This window comes from Paraburkholderia unamae, assembly GCF_003096875.1.
Classification (GTDB): Bacteria; Pseudomonadota; Gammaproteobacteria; order Burkholderiales; family Burkholderiaceae; genus Paraburkholderia; species Paraburkholderia unamae.
The window spans coordinates 365,291-385,706 of record NZ_QEOB01000006.1; the positions used below are offsets into that span (position 1 = coordinate 365,291).

Genomic DNA, 20,416 nt, shown 5'->3' on the forward strand with positions numbered 1-20,416 from the left:
CGGCGAGGCGCGCAGCCGGTTTAGTTCGAGCCGCCCGTGATCAGATCGGCGCCCTTCGGCCGCACGAACTTGAAGGCGGAAGCCGGCAGCGACGGATTCTTCTCGATGTTGGAGAACGTGAGCAGCGTCACGTTGCCGAACACGTCGTGCAGTTCCATCGCCTCGAGGTTGCCGTCGCGAAAGCCGATGCCCACGCTCTTGAACTGCGTGTCGTTCGACTTCGGAATCAGCTCCAGCCAGTCGATGCCGTTCTTCACGCCCGCGTCGGACAGCGTGAAGTTCTTCTCCAGATCGTTGCTGCCGAACAGGATCGCCGCCGGGCTCGCGCCGAGCGCGCCGCCGAGCTTGCGCTCGGTGACCTGGTTCAGGTCCTTGTCGTAGACGTAGAGATTGTCGCCGTCCGATTGCAGCAGTTGCTGATACGGCTTCTCGTACGACCAGATGAACTTGCCGGGCCGCGAGAACACGAACGTGCCGCTCGACGTCTTGGCGTTCAGCGTGGCGGTGGCGATGGCGTCGCTCGCGTTCTTTGCGTTCGAGGGCGCCTTCAGCTCGCGCTGCACGAAATTGCCGCGCGCGGCATGCACCTGGGAAACGAACTGCTTGAGTTGATCGGTGCCGCTCGCATACGCCTGCGAGACCATCAGGACCGACGCGCCGAGCACGGCGAAAAGCGCGCGGCGCGCCGTGCGCGCAAAGCGGGTCGGTTGTCCAGCGGGATACTGCATCTATCGTTCTCCAGGAGGAAATATCTTTGGCAGGCGGGGAAGCCGCGCAGGCGCGCAAAGCGGCGTGCCCGGCGTGGCTTATTCGGCGTCGCGGTTGGGCGTGAGGATCTCGCGGTTGCCGCTCGACGACATCGCCGAGACGAGCCCCGACTGCTCCATTTGTTCCAGCAGCCGCGCCGCGCGGTTGTAGCCGATGCGCAGGTGCCGCTGCACGAGCGAAATCGACGCGCGGCGATTCTTGATCACCACTTCGACGGCCTGATCGTATAACGGGTCGGACTCGTCGCCGGTGCCACTGGTTCCCGCAGCCGAGCCCTCGTCGCCTTCGCCCCCTACGCCGCCTTCGAGAATGCCCTCGATATAGTTCGGCTCGCCCTGCTCCTTGAGCTTGTCGACCACGCGGTGGACTTCGTCGTCGGCGACGTACGCGCCGTGCACGCGCACGGGCATGCCCGTGCCGGGCGGCAGGTAGAGCATGTCGCCCATGCCGAGCAGCGACTCGGCGCCCATCTGGTCGAGAATCGTGCGCGAGTCGATCTTCGAAGACACCTGGAACGCGATACGCGTCGGCACGTTGGCCTTGATGAGGCCGGTAATCACGTCCACCGAAGGGCGCTGCGTCGCCAGAATCAGGTGGATACCCGCCGCGCGCGCCTTCTGCGCGATACGCGCGATCAGCTCTTCGACCTTCTTGCCGACCACCATCATGAGGTCGGCGAGCTCGTCGATCACCACCACGATATGCGGCAGCTTCTGGCACGGTTCCGGATCGTCCGGCGTGAGGCTGAACGGGTTCGGAATCTTCTCCTCGCGCTTGTTCGCCTCTTCGATCTTGTTGTTGTAGCCCGCGAGATTGCGCACGCCCAGCTTGCTCATGAGCTTGTAGCGCCGCTCCATCTCGGCCACGGTCCAGTTCAGCGCGTTGCCGGCCTGGCGCATGTCGGTCACGACCGGACAGAGCAGATGCGGAATGCCTTCGTAGACGCTCATTTCGAGCATCTTCGGGTCGATCAGGATCATGCGGACCTGCTCGGCGCTCGCCTTGTACAGCAGCGAGAGGATCATCGCGTTGATGCCCACCGACTTGCCCGAGCCGGTCGTGCCGGCCACGAGCAGGTGGGGCATCTTCGCGAGATCGGCGCAAACCGGCTTGCCGCCGATGTCCTTGCCAAGGCCCATGGTGAGCGCCGATGGCGCGTCGGCATACACCGCCGAGCCGAGGATTTCCGAAAGGCGCACGGTCTGGCGGCGCTGGTTCGGCAGCTCCAGCGCCATGAAATTCTTGCCCGGAATCGTTTCCACCACGCGAATCGAGACGAGCGAGAGCGAGCGCGCGAGATCCTTGGCGAGATTCACGATCTGGCTGCCCTTCACGCCGGTCGCGGGCTCGATTTCGTAGCGCGTGACGACCGGGCCCGGGTACGCGGCCACCACGGCCACGTCCACGCCGAAGTCCTTGAGCTTCTTCTCGATCAGGCGAGAGGTGAATTCGAGCGTGTCGTCGGAGATGGTTTCCTGCGCGACCGGCGGCGCATCGAGCAGCGAGATCGCGGGCAGCGTGGAGTCCCCCGGCAGGTCCTTGAAAAGCGGCACCTGGCGTTCCTTTTCCACGCGCTCGGAGCGCTGCGGCGTGACCACGGGCGGCACGATCGTGACCGGCTCGTGCTCCTCGATCTTCACGCGGCCGCGCTCGACCTTGCCTTCGCGCTTCACGGCCGCCGCTTCGCCGAGCTTGCGGTCGCGGCCCGCCTCGCGGCGCAGCCGGGCCATCGTCACGGCGTTGATGATGGATTCGCCCACCCGCTCGGACACCGAGAGCCACGAAAAACGGAAGTACAGCGAGAGGCCGATCGCCAGCGCGATCAGCAGCGCGAGCGTGCCGCCCGTGAAGCCGAGCGCGTGCGAGACGCCGCGCGCGACGGCGCCGCCCACCACACCACCGGGCGCCTGGGGCAGTTGCACCTTGAGCGACCACATGCGCAGCGCTTCGATGCCGCAGCTCGAAAGCATGACAAGCACGAACGACAGGCCTTCTGCAAGCCAGCTGATGTCGCGCGGCTTGTCGTCGTCATCGTCGGCAATCGCCTCGTGGCGCGTGATGCGCTGGTAGTTCGCCGAAATGAGGCGCCCGAGCAGCACGATCCACCAGTACGCGGAGAGGCCGAACAGCAGCAGCAGGATGTCCGAGACGCGCGCGCCGACGCGCCCCGCCCAGTTCGAGATATGGTCGACCTGAGCGGCGTGGGTCCAGCTCGGGTCATGGCGGCTGTAGCTGATGAGCGCCATGAGCAGGAACACGCCGAGCGCGACCTGCAAAATCCAGCGGATTTCGGTGAAAAGGCGCGACATGCGGTGAGGCAATGCCTGCGCCTGCGCGGAAAAGGGAGCTTTTGCCATTGATCCTGGGCTGATTCTTGATGCGTTTGCGGTCTGCCAGTCCTTGCGTATGCCCGAAAACCCCGGGCAGACGGGCGCGGCCGCCGTCGTCCGATCCGGGCTATTGTAAACAGGTTGTTTCGGCCCCGGCGGCCCCTCGCTGTAAATGACGGTAACTGACAACGCCGGGGGCGCGACGCCACGCCGCGTCCGGCTGTGCCGTATGCGCCGGTGCGCGGGGCGCCGGGCCGCCGCAAGAGCGCGGCTATCGCCGCGATGAGGAAGCTTCATCGGCCGCCGCGCAGCATGGGACCGAAGTAAGCGCTGAAGCGCTAACTTCGGATCGACAAGCGGCGAACTCCCCCCGCCTTTATAATTGCGCGCTGATGCCCAACTACCTGCGTGAGCCCCGCCGCAATGCCGGGCGGCCGATATATCGCGCCACGCAGCGCCTTTCTACGGAATTCGATCATGTCTGCAACCAAACACGCCAAAGTCCTGATTCTCGGTTCCGGCCCCGCCGGCTACACGGCTGCCGTCTACGCGGCGCGCGCGAACCTGTCGCCGCTGCTCGTCACGGGTCTCGCCCAGGGCGGCCAGCTCATGACCACGACCGACGTCGAGAACTGGCCCGCAGACCCGAACGGCGTGCAAGGCCCCGAACTGATGCAGCGTTTCCTGGAGCACGCCGAGCGCTTCAACACGGAAATCGTGTTCGATCACATCCACACGGCCAAGCTGAACGAAAAGCCGATCCGCCTGATCGGCGACTCGGGCGAGTACACCTGCGACTCGCTCATCATCGCAACGGGCGCGTCGGCGCAATATCTCGGCCTGCCGAGCGAAGAGCTGTACATGGGCCGCGGCGTTTCGGCCTGCGCGACCTGCGACGGCTTCTTCTACCGCAACCAGCATGTGGCCGTGGTCGGCGGCGGCAACACGGCCGTTGAAGAGGCGCTGTACCTCTCCGGCATCGCGAAGAAGGTCACGGTCATTCACCGCCGCGACAAGTTCCGCGCCGAGCCGATCCTGATCGACCGCCTGCTGGAGAAGGAAAAGGAAGGCGTGGTCGAGATCAAGTGGGATCACGTGCTCGACGAAGTGAAGGGCAACGAAGGCGGCGTCAACGGCCTGCGCATCAAGAACGCGAAGACGGGCGAGACCACCGACCTCGATTTGCAGGGCCTGTTCGTCGCGATCGGCCACAAGCCGAACACGGACATCTTCGAAGGCCAGCTCGAGATGAAAAACGGCTACATCATCACGAACGGCGGCCTGAGCGGCAACGCCACCGGCACGAGCGTGCCGGGCGTGTTCGCGGCCGGCGACGTGCAAGACCACGTGTATCGCCAGGCCATCACCAGCGCGGGCACGGGCTGCATGGCCGCGCTCGACGCGCAGCGCTATCTCGAGACCGTCAACGAACTCGGCCAGGCGCACGTGATGAGCGCCGAAGCCGATCGCTAAGCGCAGCGAGCCGGGCGTCACGCCGCTAAAATAGCGGATTGAAACCCGGCGGCGCACCGGCAGCGAGGGCCGCGGCGAGCCAGCCGGCGGCCCTTTTCTTTTGCCGCGGCGCGCTCCACCGCGCGTGCCGAGCGTGCCAAGCCTGTAGCCGCCCACGCAAACGACCGATTTACCAGCGTCTTTCGCCATGCCCAAGAACGTGCCCCACCCGGGCGAGCCCAAGCGCCCCACTCCCGCGCGCCCTGCTCCGGCGCCCGCCCCCGCTGCGGCGGCGGACGAGACCCACACCGGCAAGACGACGGGCTTTGCCGGTCTCGGCAGCCTGCGCGACGCGCTGAAGGTGCAGACCCGCCAGCGCGAGCGCGAACGCGCGGTCGCCCAGGCGGCGCGCGTGGAAGCCGCCGCCGACAGCGACCTCTTTCGCCGCGAGATCGGCCAAATCGCGCCGCTCAAGCAGCCGCCGCGCGCGCAACCGCGCCGCGAAGCGCCCGTGCCGCTGCCGCTGCAAACGCGTCTCGACGAGCAGGCCGTCTTGCACGAAGCGATCTCTGACGAATTCGACCCCGAGGCGTACCTCGACACCGACGACTCGCTCTACTACCACCGCCCCGGCATCAGCGAGGAGGTCGTAAAGAAGCTGCGGCGCGGCACGTGGATCGTGCAGGCGCAGCTCGACCTGCACGGCATGCGCCGCGAAGAAGCGCGCGAGGCGTTGCAGACGTTCATCCGCGAGGCCGGCAAGCGCGGGCTGCGCTGCGTGCGCGTGATCCACGGCAAGGGGCTCGGCTCGGCGGGCAAGGAGCCCGTGCTCAAGGGCAAGGTGCGCGCGTGGCTCGTGCAGAAGGAAGAAGTCATCGCGTTCTGCCAGGCGCGCCCGCACGACGGCGGCGCGGGCGCGGTGCTCGTGCTGTTGCAGCCGCATACGGTGGGACACGGGCAGCATCACGCGCCCTGAGCGCCGCCGTATTCGCCGTTTTCGCCGTATCGATATGAAAAAACCCGTTGCTGCTCTCGCAGTCAACGGGTTTTTTTCGCGACTCGCTTGCGCGAAACTCAGGCGATGCGCGCTTCCGACTTCGGGTCGAACAGCACGGCCTTCGACACGTCGAACAGCAGCTCCATGTTGTTGAGCGGCTGCGGATTCGCGCCCGGGTGCACGCGGCTCACGATGCGCTTGCCGTTGACCTGCGCGAATACGAGCGTGTCCGGACCGGTCGGCTCGATCACGTCGACCTTCACCGAGTGACGTTGCAGTTCGTGGCCGTGGCCGTCGTGCGAGCTGCGCGCGTCGGTGATGCGCTCGGGGCGCAGGCCCAGCACCACGTTCTGGCCAATGTGGCCGCGCACCTTGTTCGCCTCGAACGGCAGGTTCAGCACGTTGCGCGCCACGCCCGTGTCGAGTTCGATGCCGATGCCCGAGCCCTGCTCCACCAGCTTGCCTTCGATGAAGTTCATCGGCGGCGCGCCGATGAAGCCCGCGACGAACAGGTTCGACGGCGAATCGTAGATGTCCTGCGGCGCGCCGAACTGCTGCACGATGCCGTCCTTCATCACCGCGATGCGGTCGCCGAGCGTCATCGCCTCGATCTGGTCGTGCGTCACGTAGACGATCGTCTTGCCCACGCGCTGATGCAGCAGCTTGATTTCCGAGCGCATCTCGATACGCAGCTTGGCGTCGAGATTCGAGAGCGGCTCGTCGAACAGGAACATGATCGGGTCGCGGGCGAGCGCGCGGCCCATCGCCACGCGCTGGCGCTGGCCGCCCGAGAGCTGGCCGGGCTTGCGGTCGAGCAGATGCTGGATCTGCAACATGCTCGACACGCGGTCGACGATCTGCGCCTGCTCGGCCTTCGGCACCTTGCGGATGTTCAGACCGAACGAGATGTTCTCGCGCACCGTCATCGACGGATAGAGCGCGTACGACTGGAACACCATCGCGATATCGCGATCCTTCGGCGAGAGGTTGTTCACCACCTTGCCGTCCATCATGATCTCGCCCTTGGTCACGGTTTCGAGACCCGCGATCATGTTGAGCAGCGTCGACTTGCCGCAGCCCGAGCCGCCGACCAGAATCAGGAACTGGCCGTCTTCGATGTCGATGTTCACGCCCTTGAGGACCGGCACCCCGTTCGGGTAGGTCTTGTAGACGTCGCGAATGGAAAGGCTTGCCATGCTATGAATCCTTTTAATCGAATAGAGCTTCTTAGCCCTTCACCGCGCCCGCCGTGAGACCGCGCACGAAGTAGCGGCCGGCGATCACGTAGACGAGCAGCGTGGGCAGCGCGGCGATGATCGCGCCGGCCATGTCGACGTTGTATTCCTTCACGCCCGTGGACGTGTTCACGAGATTGTTCAGCGCCACCGTGATCGGCATCGAATCGACGCCCGAGAACACGATACCGAACAGGAAGTCATTCCAGATCTGCGTGAATTGCCAGATCAGGCACACCATGAAGATGGGCAGCGAGATCGGCATCATGATGCGCGTGAAGATCATGAAGAAACCGGCGCCGTCGATGCGCGCGGCCTTCACGAGTTCGGCGGGCACGCTCACGTAGAAGTTGCGGAAGAACATCGTGGTGAACGCGATGCCATACACGACGTGCACCAGCACCAGACCGCCGATCGTGTTCGACAGGCCGAAGAAGCCTTCGAGACGCGCCATCGGCAGCAGGATGGCCTGGAACGGAATGAAGCAGCCCACCAGCAGCATCGTGAAGAGCGCATCCGCGCCGCGAAAGCGCCAGTGCGTGAGCACGTAGCCGTTGAACGCGCCGATGATCGACGAGATCAGAACGGCCGGAATCACCATCTTCACCGAGTTCATGAAGAACGGCTGCATGCCGTCACAGCGCACGCCGGTACACGCTTCGCTCCACGCCTTGATCCACGGCGCGAAGGTCGGGCTCGTGGGCAGCGAAAGCATGGTGCCCGAGTGAATCTGGTCGAGCGACTTGAACGACGTCGACAGCATCACGTAGAGCGGGAACAGGAAGTACAACGCGAACAGGATCAGCGCCGCGTAAATGACCACGCGGCTCACAGTCATCTTAGGCTGCATTGCGCGTGCTCCTCGATTCCAGATACATGAGCGGCACGAGCACGGCCACGACAGTGGCGAGCATCATCATCGACGACGCTGCGCCGACACCGAGCTGCCCGCGGTTGAACGAAAACGTGTACATGAAGATGGCCGGCAGCGACGACGACGTACCCGGGCCGCCCGCCGTGAGCGCGACAACCAGGTCGAACGTCTTGATCGTGATGTGGCACAGGATCAGCAGCACGGAGAAGAACACCGGACGCATGCTGGGAATCACGATCTTGCGATAGATCGTGGGCAGCGTCGCGCCGTCCACCTGGGCGGCCTTGAAGATCTCGCTATCCACGCCGCGCAAGCCTGCGAGGAACAGCGCCATGCAAAAGCCCGTGGACTGCCAGACGGCCGCGACCACGATACAGAAAATGGCGCGGTCCGGATTGTTCAGCCAGTCGAGCTGGAAGCTCGTCCAGCCGAGGCTGTGCATCACCTGCTGAATGCCGAGGTCGGGATTGAAAATCCACTGCCAGGCCGTGCCCGTGACGATGTACGAAAGCGCCATCGGATAGAGGAACACCGCGCGCAGCGCGCCTTCCTGACGAATCTGCTGGTCGAGCAGGATCGCGAGGAACAGGCCGAGCGCGACGCAGATCGCGATGAACGGGATGCCGAACCAGCCGAGGTTCTGCGCCGAGGTCCACCAGACGTCGTTCGCGAACAGCTCGCGATAACGTTCGAGGCCCGCGAAATCATAACGAGGCATCAGTCGCGAAGTCGAAAGCGACAAATACCCGGTAATCAGTATGAAACCGTAGACGAATATAAGGCTGATCAGAATGCTGGGCGAAAGCACCAGCTTCGGGATCCAGCGGTCTGCGAGCGCCGCCATCGGCGACGCGCGGCGGGTAGCAGGCGTGGCCGCCTTGCCGTTGCCGCTAAGAGAAGCAGTCACTGCGCAACTCCTGGAACGGTGCGAAAACAGCTTTCGCACGATGATGGGGTTCAGAGGGTGAACCGTCATGCCCGGGGTGCGCCACGTGTGGCGCACCCCGTCTTACCTCACCAACCTGCCCGACTTACTTCGTCTTCGCAGCCTTCGCGAGCGCTTCCACCGCGCTCTTCGAATCCTGGTTCGAGTTCATGAACTTCGTCACGACGTCGGTGATGGCGCCCGCCGTGGCGTCGGCCTGAGCCATGCCGTGCGCGAGCGACGGCACATAGCCGCCGGCCTTGATCGCGGTCTGCTCATCCGCATACGACTTCTTGCCGCACTCGTCGAACTTGCTCATGTCCACGCCCAGACGCACCGGGATCGAACCCTTGTACAGGCTGAACTGCTCCTGGAACGCCGGGCTCATGATCGTCTTGGCCAGCGCGATCTGGCCAGGCGTTGCCGCCTTTTGGCCCTTCTGCTGGAAGAACACGAACGAGTCGACGTTAAAAGTGTAGGCCTTCGCCGTGCCGGGCACCGGCGCGCAAATGTAATCCGTGTTCGGCTGCTTGTTCGCGTTCGCGAATTCGCCCTTGGCCCAGTCGCCCATGAACTGCATGCCGGCCTTGCCGTTGATGACCATGGCCGTGGCGAGGTTCCAGTCGCGGCCCGTGCGGCCGTTATCCATGTACGACTCGATCTTGCGGACCGTGTCGAACACGCCGACCATCTGCTGCGACGTGAGGGTCTTCTGGTCGAGGTCGACGAGCGCCTTCTTGTAGAAGTCCGCGCCTTGCGAGAGGACCACGTCTTCCCACAGCGTCAGGTCTTGCCACGGCTGGCCGCCTGCGGCGACCGGCTGGATGCCGGCAGCCTTGAGCTTGTCAGCCAGCGCAAAGAATTCCGGCCACGTGGTCGGCGGCTTGCCGCCCACCTTGTCGAGCGCTGCCTTGTTGATCCACACCCAGTTCACGCGGTGCACCGAGAACGGCGCGGCGACGTAGTGACCGTCGGCGTGCATGATCTTGTCGATCTGCGGCGGAAGGTTGGCCTTCCAGTCGGTCGCGGCCGCGTCGATCGGCACCAGCACACCCTGCTCCGCCCATTCCTGGATCAGCGGACCCTTGATCTGGGCGGCCGTCGGCGCGTTGCCCGAGATCACCTGGGTCTTCAGTGCGGTCATGGCCGCCGCGCCCGCGCCGCCGGCGACCGCAAAGTCCTTCCACACGTAGCCCTGCTTCTGCATGTCGTCCTTGAGCACGCCGACGGCCTTCGACTCGCCGCCCGACGTCCACCAGTGCAGCACCTCGAGAGACTCGGCCGCTTGCGCCGTGGCGACGCCGCCCATCAGACCTGCGGCGCACAGGGCACCCATGATCGCTCGGAATTTCATTGCTTATCTCCTCCAGACACCTGAACAAAAAACGATTGGCCCCTGATCGCCAGGGTGCGGTGGTTGGTTACACAGGCAAAACAGGCAAAACACTGGACGGACGGGCGCCGGAGTGCCACACGCGCGTACTTTTCGTTGGATGCGCGAGGGCCGCGTGCCGGTTACCGGCCGCAGGACGCTCAAGAGATGAGTGGTTCGGGATGCAACTGACTGTCTCCTCTTTTGATTTTCACCGGCGGTCTGGCCGGCCGAGGCGCCGCTTGCGTCATACGGCCTTGACGCCCCGCAGCACGCGGAGAACCGGTCGCCCGGCACAGTGTCGAGCCGGACAGGGTCCCGCATTGTTCTCCGTTAACATGGGGGCATTCCGTCCGCTCGGGAAACCGCGCAAGACCGCCTTGGTGGCTGCGCCGCACGCTTTTTTCATCGAATGAACGTTACCTCTTGATTTGGATTGTAGTTAAACTACAATTCAGTGTCAAAAAAAATTTTATCGGACTACGGCCGCCTGAATGCCCACATCTGCGGGCACCCGATGTACCCTGCTGCGGCCACCCAGGACAGTGACGGAGACTCATGCAAAACCCGACCGATTCAGGTTTCACGTTCGTGCTCTTCGGCGCCACCGGCGACCTGTCGATGCGCAAGATTCTCCCCGCGCTGTATGAAGCACACCGTTCAGGCATGCTCGCGGAGTCGGGCAAGATCGTGGGCGTCGCGCGCCACGAGGAAGATCGCGCGGCCTATATCCAGTGGGTCGACGAACACGTCAAGCCGCACGTCGCGAAGAACGGCGGTCTCGATGCAAACGCATGGGCAAGCTTTCTCGAACGCATCGCTTATGTGAAGCTCGACCTCTCGCGCGCCGAGGACTTCACGCACCTGCGCGACGGCATCGCGTCGCTGCCCGGCATCCGCGTGTTCTATCTGGCCACGGGCCCGTCGCTGTTCGTGCCGATCTGCCGCGCGCTCGCGGCCGTGGGTCTGAACGAGAACTCGCGCATCGTGCTGGAAAAGCCGCTCGGCTACGACCTCAAGTCGTCCAACGCGATCAACGACGCCGTGGGCGAAATCTTCACCGAAGGCCAGATCTACCGGATCGACCACTACCTCGGCAAGGAGCCGGTGCAGAACCTGCTCGCGCTGCGCTTTGGCAACGCGCTCTTCGAGCCGCTGTGGCGCCGCGAGTGGGTGGAGAGCATCCAGATCACGATTGCCGAAGAACTGGGCGTGGAAGCGCGCGGCGATTTTTATGACAACACTGGCGCGCTGCGCGACATGGTGCAGAATCACCTGTTGCAGCTGCTCTCGATCGTCGCCATGGAACCGCCGCATTCGATGGACTCGGATTCGGTGCGCGATGAAAAGCTTCGTGTGCTGCGCGCGCTCAAGCCGATCAACCCGCTCGACATCAGCAAGGTCGCGGTGCGCGGGCAGTACCATGCGGGCGTGATCCGCGGGCAGTCGGTGCCGGCCTACGCGACCGAGCACGGTGTGAAGCCCGACAGCCACACCGAGACCTTCGTGGCGCTCAAGGTGGAGATCGAGAACTGGCGCTGGGCGGGCGTGCCGTTCTTCCTGCGCACCGGCAAGCGCCTTGCCGACCGCGTGGCGGAGATCGTCGTGAACTTCCGCCCGGTGCCGCATTCGGCGCTTGGCGCGCCGGCGCTGCGACCGGGCGCGAACCGCCTGGTGATCCGCTTGCAGCCGAACGAGAACATCCGCCTTTACTGCCTCGCGAAACAGCCCGGCGAAGGCATGAATCTCGCGAGCGTGCATCTGGACCTCGCGTTCGACCAGTTCTTCCGCGAAGGGCAGATGGAGGCGTATCAGCGTCTCCTGCTCGACGTGATCAACGGGCGCCTCGCGCTGTTCGTGCGCCGCGACGAGCAGGAAGCGGCATGGAAATGGGTCGAGCCGATCCTGAACGAATGGGCCGCCTCGCCGCGCGCGCCCAAGCCGTACGCGGCGGGCACGTGGGGACCGGCTGCGTCGAGCGCGATGCTCGCGCAGCACGGCACCTGCTGGCTCGAAGAAGAGAACTGATGTGATTGCAAGGCGGCGCGCAGCGCTTGCGCGACGCCGGAACGGACCGATGAACTACACCGCAGACCTACAAAAAAGCAGCATGGAGGAGAAGTGATCGAGCTTCACGTATTCGACGACCCGCGCGTCCAATCCGACGCGCTGGCGCGAGCCGTGGGCGACGCGTTACATGCGTCGCTCGCCGCTCAGCAAGCCGCGCCCGGTGCTGCGGCGCGCCGTGCAACGCTCGCCGTCTCCGGCGGCACGAGCCCGCGCCCCTTCCTCGAAAACCTGTCGACGCACCGCTTCGACTGGGCGCACATCGACGTCACGCTGGTCGACGACCGCTGGGTGCCGGACACCGATGCCGCGAGCAACGCGCGCCTCGCACGCGAAACGCTGCTCACGCACGAAGCGACCAACGCGCGCTTCCTGCCGCTCGTGGATGTCGCGCAGGATCTCGACGCGCACGTGGCCGCGCTCAACGCCGACCCGGCGCGCAGGCTGCCGAACGTCGCCGTGCTCGGCATGGGCGAGGACGGCCACACGGCCTCGATCTTCGCCGACGCGCCCGAATGGCACGAGGCCATCACGACGGCGCGCCCGTTCGTGGCCGTGCATCCCCAGGCGGCGCCCCATGCGCGCGTTTCGTGGTCGATGCAGGCGCTGCGCCAGGTCGATCGCCTGTTCCTGCTGATCGCCGGGCAACGCAAGCTCGAAGTGCTGCAACAGGCCGCCGCGGCCGAACAAAACAACGCCATCTCGAAGCTGGCGAACGACAAGGGAGTGAGACTCGATGTCTACTGGTGCGCCTAATAAAAACGCCCCTGGGGCGGGCCAGCACGCCGACGGACCGAGGCTGCTCGCCGACATCGGCGGAACCAACGCGCGCTTCGCGCTGGAAACCTCGCCTGGCGACATCGGCCAGGTGCGCGTGTATCCGTGCGCGCAGTATCCGGGCGTGGCAGAGGTGATCCAGCAATACCTGAAGGACACGAAGATCGGCCGCGTGAATCATGCGGCGATCGCCATTGCGAATCCGGTCGACGGCGACCAGGTGCGCATGACCAATCACGACTGGACCTTCTCGATCGAGGCCACGCGCCGCGCGCTCGGCTTCGACACGCTGCTGGTCGTGAACGACTTCACCGCGCTCGCCATGGCGCTGCCCGGCCTGACCGATGCGCAGCGCGTGCAGGTGGGCGGCGGCCAGCGCCGCCAGAACAGCGTGATCGGCCTGCTCGGGCCGGGCACGGGTCTCGGCGTCTCGGGCCTCATTCCCGCCGACGACCGCTGGATCGCGCTCGGCAGCGAAGGCGGCCACGCCAGCTTCTCGCCGCAGGACGAGCGCGAAGACCTCGTCTTGCAGTTCGCGCGCAAGAAGTGGCCGCATGTGTCGTTCGAGCGCGTGTGCGCCGGGCCCGGCCTCGAAGTCATCTATCGCGCGCTCGCGGCGCGCGACAAGAAGAAGCTGCCCGCGACGCTCGACACGGCGGAAGTCGTCAAGCGCGCGCATGAGGGCGAGCCGCTCGCGATCGAAACCGTCGAATGCTTCTGCGGCATTCTCGGCAGCTTCGCGGGCAACATCGCGATGACGCTCGGCTCGCTCGGCGGCATCTATATCGGCGGCGGCGTCGTGCCGCGTCTGGGCGAACTGTTCACGCGCTCGTCGTTTCGCCAGCGCTTCGAGGCGAAGGGCCGCTTCGACACCTATCTCGCCAACGTGCCGACCTATGTCATCACGGCCGAGTATCCGGCGTTCCTCGGCGTCTCCGCGATTCTCCAGGAGCAGTTGTCGAATCGCGCGGGCGGCGGCTCGTCGGCCGTGTTCGAGCGCATCCGCCAGATGCGCGACGCGCTCACGCCTGCCGAGCGCCGCGTGGCCGACCTCGCGCTCAACCATCCACGCTCGATCATCAACGACCCGATCGTCGACATCGCGCGCAAGGCCGACGTGAGCCAGCCCACGGTCATCCGCTTCTGCCGCTCGCTCGGCTGCCAGGGTCTCTCGGACTTCAAGCTCAAGCTCGCCACGGGCTTGACGGGCACGATTCCGGTGAGCCACAGCCAGGTGCATCTGGGCGACACGGCCACCGACTTCGGCGCGAAGGTGCTCGACAACACCGTGTCGGCCATCCTGCAATTGCGCGAGCACCTGAACTTCGAGCATGTGGAGAATGCGATCACGCTGCTCAACGGCGCGCGCCGCATCGAGTTCTATGGCCTCGGCAACTCGCACATCGTCGCGCAGGACGCGCACTACAAGTTCTTTCGCTTCGGCATCCCGACGATCGCCTACGGCGACCTGTACATGCAGGCCGCCTCCGCCGCGCTGCTCGGCAAGGGCGACGTGATCGTGGCCGTGTCGAAGTCGGGCCGCGCGCCGGAACTGCTGCGCGTGCTCGACGTCGCCATGCAGGCGGGCGCGAAGGTGATTGCGATTACGTCGAGCAACACGCCGCTCGCCAAGCGCGCGACCGTGGCGCTCGAAACCGATCACATCGAGATGCGCGAGTCGCAGCTTTCGATGATCTCGCGCATTCTGCATCTGCTGATGATCGACATCCTCGCGGTGGGCGTCGCGATTCGCCGCGCTTCGCCCGACGCCGATCTGGGCAACGCCGTTGCCAAGGCGCGCGAGCATGCCGACGACGACGCATCGGCCGTGCTCGACTGGCTGAGCCACGGGGCGTCATCCACGGCGCGCGACTGAAGGCGAAAGCCGGCTCATTCGGCGTGGTGAGCCACGAACAATGAGCGACAAAAAAAATGGGATGCCTCGGCATCCCATTTTTCTTTAGCGACTGGTTCGGCTCACGGCGTTGCGGCTTACGTGGCGCCCGGCGCAGGCGTGCCGTGCCACTTCACCACGAGCGCACGCCCAACCCACGTGAGCGCGCCGCACACGCCAATCGTCACGCCCATGCCGAACGGCGAGACGCCGGGGAACCATCCCACCACGGCGCTCGCGAACGCGCCGAGGCCAAGCTGCGTCGCGCCGAACACGGCCGCCGCCGCACCCGCGTTCTTCGGATAGCGGTACATGAGATCGGTCGCGCAGTTCGCGCCGAGCAGCCCCACCACGCTCACCACGAAGAAAAGACCCGTCACGATCGACCACAGACCGCCCCAACCCGTCACGCACATGAGCGCGACGAAGAACGACGCGACGACGCTGACGGCCGACGCAAACGAAATCATGCGCAAGGTGCCCTGGCGCCCGATGAAACGCGTGTTGAGGAAATTGCCGAGCATGATGCCGAACACGTTCACGCCGAAGAAAAGCCCGTAGTGCTGCGGCGAAACGTGGAAATACTCGATATAGACGAAGGGCGTGGCCGAGATATAGGTGAACATCGCGGCGAACGCCATGCCGCCGCAGAGCATGTGCCCCCAGACGAGCGGGTCGCGCAGCAGGCGGCCATACGCCGCGAACGAGCGCAGCACGGCCGCGCTTTCGCGCTTTTCGGCCGGCCAGGTCTCGGGCACGCGCAGATACGCGGCCACCGCGCACGCGAGGCCGAACAACGTGAGCGCGACGAACACCACGCGCCAGCCGCCGATCAGCAGCAACTGGCCGCCGATGAGCGGCGCGAGCAGCGGCCCGATCGACGTGACGATGGCGACCATCGACAACACTTTGGCGGCGTCGGACGGCTCGTGCGCGTCGCGCGCGATGGCCCGCGCGAGCACCGAGGCCGCGCCCGCGCCGAGCGCCTGGAGAAACCGCACGATCACGAGTTCGCCCACCGAGAACGAGAACCAGCAGGCGATGCTCGCCACCGTGAAGAGCGCGATGCCGCCGAGCAGCACGGGGCGACGCCCGTAAGCGTCGGAAACGGGACCGTAGAGCAGCATGCCGATCGAGAAGCCGGCCATGAAGCTCGTGAGCGTCGAGGCGGCCGCGGCGGCGCTCACGCCGAACGACTGCGCGATGGCCGGCAGGCTCGGCAGGTACATGTCGGTGGCGAGCGGGCCGCAGGCGGCCAGTGCGCCGAGCAACAGGATCAGCCGGCCATCGGGCCGGCGGCGCGGAGAATGGGACATGGATGTGGATGGCGGCGGAACGCGCGCGGTTGGCGCGATCTCAATGTCATGGACCGCTTTCCTGCGCCGGTGCTCTGGGCCACCTCTGCACCCTGGCCGCGAACTGGCGACGAACTGGCAGCATCGGGCAGGCGAAAAGAGGCAAGAAGGCGGCAAGAAAGCGGCAAGAAAGCGGCGAAAAAAGCGCTAACGCTGCCGCCGCATTGTACCTGAGGCCCATCGGCCGCCTTGCGCCGCCCCGCATGCGGCTTTTCCTGCGCTTTGCGCTAAGCTGCCCGCTTTCGTCCACCCTCGCCCCGCCGACATGACCGCCTTCCTGCTGATCTGGAGCCCCAAGAAGTGGCCCTGGCCCGAGTTGCCGGAGTTCGCACGGCGCGTGCGCGCGGGGGAAGCCGTCGCGGATACATGGGGCTGCGGCTTCGCGCGCGGCATCCTGCCGGGCGATCGCGTGTTCCTGCACCGGGTGGCCGCCGAGCCGCGCGGCCTGTTCGGCTCGGGCTATGTCACGCGCGCGCCCTATGAGGTGCCCGACGCCGCGTACAAGCGCGGCTACCGGCTGTGCATCGACTTCGTCTATGACTGGCTTGCCGACGCGGGCGAGCAAGTCGTGATCGCGCGCGACGACTTGCGGGTTCATCCGTTTTCGGTACAAACCTGGGACGCACAGAGTTCGGGCACCCTCATCAAGCCCATCGCGCAAGGCGCGCTCGAAAAGCGCTGGGCGGAGTTGACCGGCCGCCGGCCGATGCCCGCGCCGGCGCTCGCGGCCATGCAGGCGCTGCACGAAGCGCAACTGGCGGCGCCACCACCGGCGGCGGCCGACCCGGCGCCGGGGGCCGCGCGCGACACGAAGCCGCATCCCGCGCCGGGAACCACGAGGCGTCGCTCACCGTCGCGTTGACGCCCTGCCGCGTGACGCGGGCTCGACGCGCCTCGGCGCGTTTCAGCCCGGCTGGGCCGGTCCTGGCCCCCCGGCCCGATCCGCGCGAGTCCGGTACAATTTCGACAGAATAGCCCCATCGCCCGCGCCCTTGCGGCGCCGCATGGGTCCGCCCGCCGGCCACGTCCGTCAAGCGCCGCGCCCGGCACCCGCCACACCACTTTCGCAGGTCCAGCACTCATGTCCAACACCCAGTCCAGCACGCAGAACCGCAACGAAGCCCTCTTCGAGCGCGCCCAGCGCACCATTCCGGGCGGCGTGAATTCGCCCGTGCGCGCGTTCCGCTCGGTCGGCGGCACGCCGCGTTTCATCGAGCGCGCGCAAGGGCCGTACTTCTGGGACGCCGAAGGCAAGCGCTACATCGACTACATCGGCTCGTGGGGCCCGATGATCGTCGGCCACGTGCATCCGGACGTGCTCGAAGCCGTGCAGCGCGTGCTCGCCAATGGCTTCTCGTTTGGCGCGCCGACCGAGGCCGAGATCGAGATCGCCGAGGAAATCTGCAAGATCGTGCCGTCGATGGAGCAGGTGCGCATGGTGTCGAGCGGCACCGAAGCGACCATGAGCGCGCTGCGTCTCGCGCGCGGCTACACGAAGCGCGACCGCATCGTGAAGTTCGAAGGCTGCTACCACGGCCACGCCGACAGCCTGCTCGTGAAGGCCGGCTCGGGCCTGCTCACGTTCGGCAACCCGACTTCGGCGGGCGTGCCGGTGGACATCGCCAGGCACACCACGGTGCTCGAATACAACAACGTCGCGGCGCTCGAAGAAGCGTTCAAGGCGTTCGGCGACGAGATCGCCGCCGTGATCGTCGAACCGGTCGCGGGCAACATGAATCTCGTGAAGGCCACGCCCGAGTTCATCGGCGCATTGCGCAGCCTCACCGCGAAGCACGGCAGCGTGCTGATTTTCGACGAAGTGATGTGCGGCTTCCGCGTGGGCCTGCGCGGGGCGCAGGCGCTCTACGGTGTCGAGGCCGACCTCGTGTGTCTGGGCAAAGTGATCGGCGGCGGCATGCCGGCGGCGGCGTTCGGCGGCCGTCGCGACATCATGGATCACCTCGCGCCCAACGGCACCGTCTACCAGGCGGGCACGCTCTCGGGCAACCCGATCGCGGTGGCGGCGGGCCTGAAGACGCTGCAACTGATCCAGGCGCCCGGCTTCTACGAGCAGCTCACGGCCAAAACCGCGCGTCTCGCCCAGGGTCTCTCGGAAGCCGCGCGCGAAGCCAAGGTGCCATTCGTCGCCGATTCGGTGGGCGGCATGTTCGGCCTCTATTTCGCCGACAAGGTGCCGGGCAGCTTCGCCGAAGTCACGAAGAGCGACATCGCGCACTTCAACCGCTTCTTCCATCAGATGCTGGACGCGGGCGTGTATTTCGCGCCCTCGGCTTACGAGGCCGGCTTCGTGTCGAGCACGCACGACGACGCGATCATCGACGAGACGATCGCCGCGGCACGCCGCGCCTTCGCCGCCGGTCAATAAACACCCGCGCACGCGAGGCGCGCCCCGCCTCGCCCGCACCACCCCGAACGCCGCCGAAGAGAAAGCTCAACGATGTTTTCGCAATCCGATTTCGTTCACATGGAGCGTGCGCTCGCCCTCGCGCAGCGCGGCCTTTACACCACGGACCCGAACCCGCGCGTGGGCTGCGTGCTGGTGAAGGACGGCGTGGTGATCGGCGAAGGCTTCACGCAGCCGGCCGGCCAGGATCACGCCGAAATCCAGGCGATGAAGGACGCCCGCGCGCGCGGCCACGATCTGCGCGGCGCGACCGCCTATGTAACGCTCGAGCCGTGCAGCCACTTCGGCCGCACGCCGCCTTGCGCGAACGCGCTGATCGACGCGAAAGTCGCGCGCGTGATCGCGGCCATGGAAGATCCGAATCCGCTCGTCTCGGGGCGCGGCCTGTCGATCCTGCGCGACGCGGGCATCGACGTGCGCTGCGGGCTGCTCGCCCATGAGGCGCGCGAACTCAATATCGGCTTCGTTTCGCGCATGACCCGCAAGCGCCCGTGGGTGCGCATGAAAGTGGCGGCGTCGCTCGACGGCCGCACGGGCCTGCCTTCGGGCGAAAGCCAGTGGATCACGGGCGAAGCCGCGCGCGCCGACGGCCACGCCTGGCGCGCGCGCGCCTCGGCCATCCTCACGGGCATCGGCACGGTGAAGGAGGACGATCCGCGCATGACCGTGCGCGCGGTGGACACGCCGCGCCAGCCGAGGCGCGTGCTGATCGACAGCCGCCTCGACGCCTCGCCGCTCGCGCAGATCTTCGTGGGCGCGCCCACGCTGGTGTTCTGCGCGGCGCTCGACGCCGCCAACGAAGAACGCGCCGAAGCGCTGCGCGCGCGCGGCGCGGAGATCGTCGCGCTCGGCAACGAGCACGGCAAGGTCGACCTGCCCGCCATGCTCGGCGAACTGGCCGCGCGCGGCGTGAACGAGCTGCACGTGGAAGCCGGCTACAAGCTCAACGGGTCGCTGCTGCGCGAAGGCTGCGTCGATGAGCTGCTCGTGTACGTGGCGCCTTCGCTGCTCGGCACGAACGCGCTCGGCATGATCGACATCGCCGCGCCCACGACGCTCGAAGGGCGCACGCGCCTCGCTTTTCATTCCGTCGATCGTCTCGGCAACGACCTGCGCATCCTCGCGCGCGTTGTCACGACGCAAGACGCCTGACACTCACGGATGCACCTGAACACAAGGAACAGCACGATGTTTACCGGAATCGTCGCGGCAGTGGGCCGCATCGAATCGATCAAGCCGCTCGGCACGCAAGCCGACGCCGGCGTGCGCCTCACCGTCAACGCGGGCGGTCTCGGCCTCGACGACGTGCAGCTCGGCGACAGCATCGCGATCCAGGGCGCGTGCATGACCGTCATCGAGAAGTCGGCGACGAGCTTCGACGTCGACGTCTCGCGCGAAAGCCTGAACCGCACCGTGGGCCTTGCGGCAACGGGCGAGGTGAACCTCGAAAAGGCGCTGCGCGCGCATGACCGCCTCGGCGGCCACATCGTTTCGGGCCACGTGGACGGCCTCGGCACGGTCACGCGCTTCGCGCCCGTGGGCGAGTCGCACGAGCTGCGCATTCTCGCGCCCGTCGAGATCGGCCGCTATCTCGCCTACAAGGGCTCGGTGACGGTGAACGGCGTGAGCCTGACCGTCAATTCGGTGGATGACCGCGCCGACGGCTGCGAATTCTCGATCAACCTGATTCCGCACACGGTGGAAGTCACCACGCTCAAGCATCTTCGGGCGGGCACGAAGGTGAATCTGGAGATCGATCTGATTGCGCGCTACGTGGAGCGCATGCTCTCCGCCGAGAAAGCAGGCAATCAGGCCGCGCAAGACTAAAAGCCGCTGAGCCAGCAGCGCAAGGCAAGCCCCGTGCGTGCGCAAGCACGCGCGCCGGGGCGCTGCTAGAATCTAGCTTTTCCCCACGCGAACGCCACACGGCGCGCCGCGTTCCCCT

16 protein-coding genes are annotated in these 20,416 nt (G+C 66.2%); 9 read left to right on the forward strand and 7 right to left on the reverse strand.

Annotation, left to right across the window (positions count from 1 at the left end):
- Window positions 1–20 precede the first annotated feature (20 nt).
- Both lolA and C7402_RS15470 read right to left on the reverse strand, forming a co-directional pair.
- The gene (gene lolA / locus C7402_RS15465) at window positions 21–728 is read right to left on the reverse strand and encodes an outer membrane lipoprotein chaperone LolA (protein ID WP_112171418.1); all 708 of its coding nucleotides are present in this window, start codon (window positions 726–728) and stop codon (window positions 21–23) included.
- Window positions 729–806: 78 nt separating this feature from the next.
- A complete protein-coding gene (locus tag C7402_RS15470; protein WP_112171419.1) occupies window positions 807–3,125 on the reverse strand; it encodes a DNA translocase FtsK in 2,319 nt (772 codons plus the stop codon).
- A 450-nt stretch (window positions 3,126–3,575) separates the two neighbouring features.
- On the opposite strand from C7402_RS15470, the gene trxB reads away from it, so the two are divergent.
- Window positions 3,576–4,571, forward strand: coding sequence for a thioredoxin-disulfide reductase (gene trxB, locus C7402_RS15475; RefSeq protein ID WP_116611205.1), 996 nt, complete (start codon window positions 3,576–3,578; stop codon window positions 4,569–4,571).
- 187 nt (window positions 4,572–4,758) lie between these two features.
- Window positions 4,759–5,526: a Smr/MutS family protein gene (locus C7402_RS15480; RefSeq protein ID WP_112171421.1), complete on the forward strand. Its 768-nt coding sequence runs from the start codon at window positions 4,759–4,761 to the stop codon at window positions 5,524–5,526.
- A gap of 98 nt (window positions 5,527–5,624) precedes the next feature.
- Here the strand turns inward: C7402_RS15480 and C7402_RS15485 are convergent, their stop codons facing one another.
- The 4 genes from C7402_RS15485 to C7402_RS15500 form a co-directional block, all read right to left on the reverse strand.
- Entirely contained in the window at window positions 5,625–6,743 is a 1,119-nt protein-coding gene (locus tag C7402_RS15485; protein ID WP_112171422.1) for an ABC transporter ATP-binding protein, read from the reverse strand.
- 31 nt (window positions 6,744–6,774) lie between these two features.
- Window positions 6,775–7,632 carry a carbohydrate ABC transporter permease gene (locus C7402_RS15490; protein ID WP_181565545.1) on the reverse strand — a complete coding sequence of 286 codons (858 nt, stop codon included), beginning with the start codon at window positions 7,630–7,632 and terminating at the stop codon, window positions 6,775–6,777.
- Window positions 7,622–8,563 carry a carbohydrate ABC transporter permease gene (locus C7402_RS15495; RefSeq protein ID WP_112171424.1) on the reverse strand — a complete coding sequence of 314 codons (942 nt, stop codon included), beginning with the start codon at window positions 8,561–8,563 and terminating at the stop codon, window positions 7,622–7,624. Before C7402_RS15495 ends, C7402_RS15490 begins: the two co-directional genes overlap by 11 nt.
- 124 nt (window positions 8,564–8,687) lie before the next feature.
- The gene (locus C7402_RS15500) at window positions 8,688–9,935 is read right to left on the reverse strand and encodes an ABC transporter substrate-binding protein (protein WP_116611206.1); all 1,248 of its coding nucleotides are present in this window, start codon (window positions 9,933–9,935) and stop codon (window positions 8,688–8,690) included.
- 576 nt (window positions 9,936–10,511) lie between these two features.
- On the opposite strand from C7402_RS15500, the gene zwf reads away from it, so the two are divergent.
- The 3 genes from zwf to C7402_RS15515 all read left to right on the forward strand — a co-directional run bounded on the left by zwf (window position 10,512) and on the right by C7402_RS15515 (window position 14,673).
- A complete protein-coding gene (gene zwf / locus C7402_RS15505; protein WP_116611207.1) occupies window positions 10,512–11,981 on the forward strand; it encodes a glucose-6-phosphate dehydrogenase in 1,470 nt (489 codons plus the stop codon).
- Window positions 11,982–12,074: 93 nt separating this feature from the next.
- Window positions 12,075–12,776: a 6-phosphogluconolactonase gene (pgl, locus tag C7402_RS15510; protein ID WP_116611208.1), complete on the forward strand. Its 702-nt coding sequence runs from the start codon at window positions 12,075–12,077 to the stop codon at window positions 12,774–12,776.
- Complete coding sequence (locus C7402_RS15515; protein ID WP_112171428.1) at window positions 12,757–14,673, forward strand: bifunctional transcriptional regulator/glucokinase; 1,917 nt, start codon at window positions 12,757–12,759, stop codon at window positions 14,671–14,673. The genes pgl and C7402_RS15515 overlap by 20 nt, the downstream gene beginning before the upstream one ends.
- 116 nt (window positions 14,674–14,789) lie before the next feature.
- On the opposite strand, the gene C7402_RS15520 is transcribed toward C7402_RS15515, so the two are convergent.
- On the reverse strand, window positions 14,790–16,007 hold the full coding sequence (locus C7402_RS15520; protein ID WP_116611209.1) for a Bcr/CflA family multidrug efflux MFS transporter: 1,218 nt from the start codon (window positions 16,005–16,007) through the stop codon (window positions 14,790–14,792).
- A gap of 304 nt (window positions 16,008–16,311) precedes the next feature.
- On the opposite strand from C7402_RS15520, the gene C7402_RS15525 reads away from it, so the two are divergent.
- The 4 genes from C7402_RS15525 (at window position 16,312) to C7402_RS15540 (ending at window position 20,298) form a co-directional block, all read left to right on the forward strand.
- Window positions 16,312–16,908 carry a hypothetical protein gene (locus C7402_RS15525; protein WP_244314857.1) on the forward strand — a complete coding sequence of 199 codons (597 nt, stop codon included), beginning with the start codon at window positions 16,312–16,314 and terminating at the stop codon, window positions 16,906–16,908.
- Between the two features lie 219 nt (window positions 16,909–17,127).
- The gene (gene hemL / locus C7402_RS15530; protein ID WP_116611210.1) at window positions 17,128–18,432 is read left to right on the forward strand and encodes a glutamate-1-semialdehyde 2,1-aminomutase; all 1,305 of its coding nucleotides are present in this window, start codon (window positions 17,128–17,130) and stop codon (window positions 18,430–18,432) included.
- 72 nt (window positions 18,433–18,504) lie between these two features.
- On the forward strand, window positions 18,505–19,623 hold the full coding sequence (ribD, locus tag C7402_RS15535; protein WP_112171431.1) for a bifunctional diaminohydroxyphosphoribosylaminopyrimidine deaminase/5-amino-6-(5-phosphoribosylamino)uracil reductase RibD: 1,119 nt from the start codon (window positions 18,505–18,507) through the stop codon (window positions 19,621–19,623).
- A gap of 36 nt (window positions 19,624–19,659) precedes the next feature.
- On the forward strand, window positions 19,660–20,298 hold the full coding sequence (locus C7402_RS15540) for a riboflavin synthase (RefSeq protein ID WP_116611211.1): 639 nt from the start codon (window positions 19,660–19,662) through the stop codon (window positions 20,296–20,298).
- The last annotated feature ends 118 nt before the right edge of the window (window positions 20,299–20,416 follow it).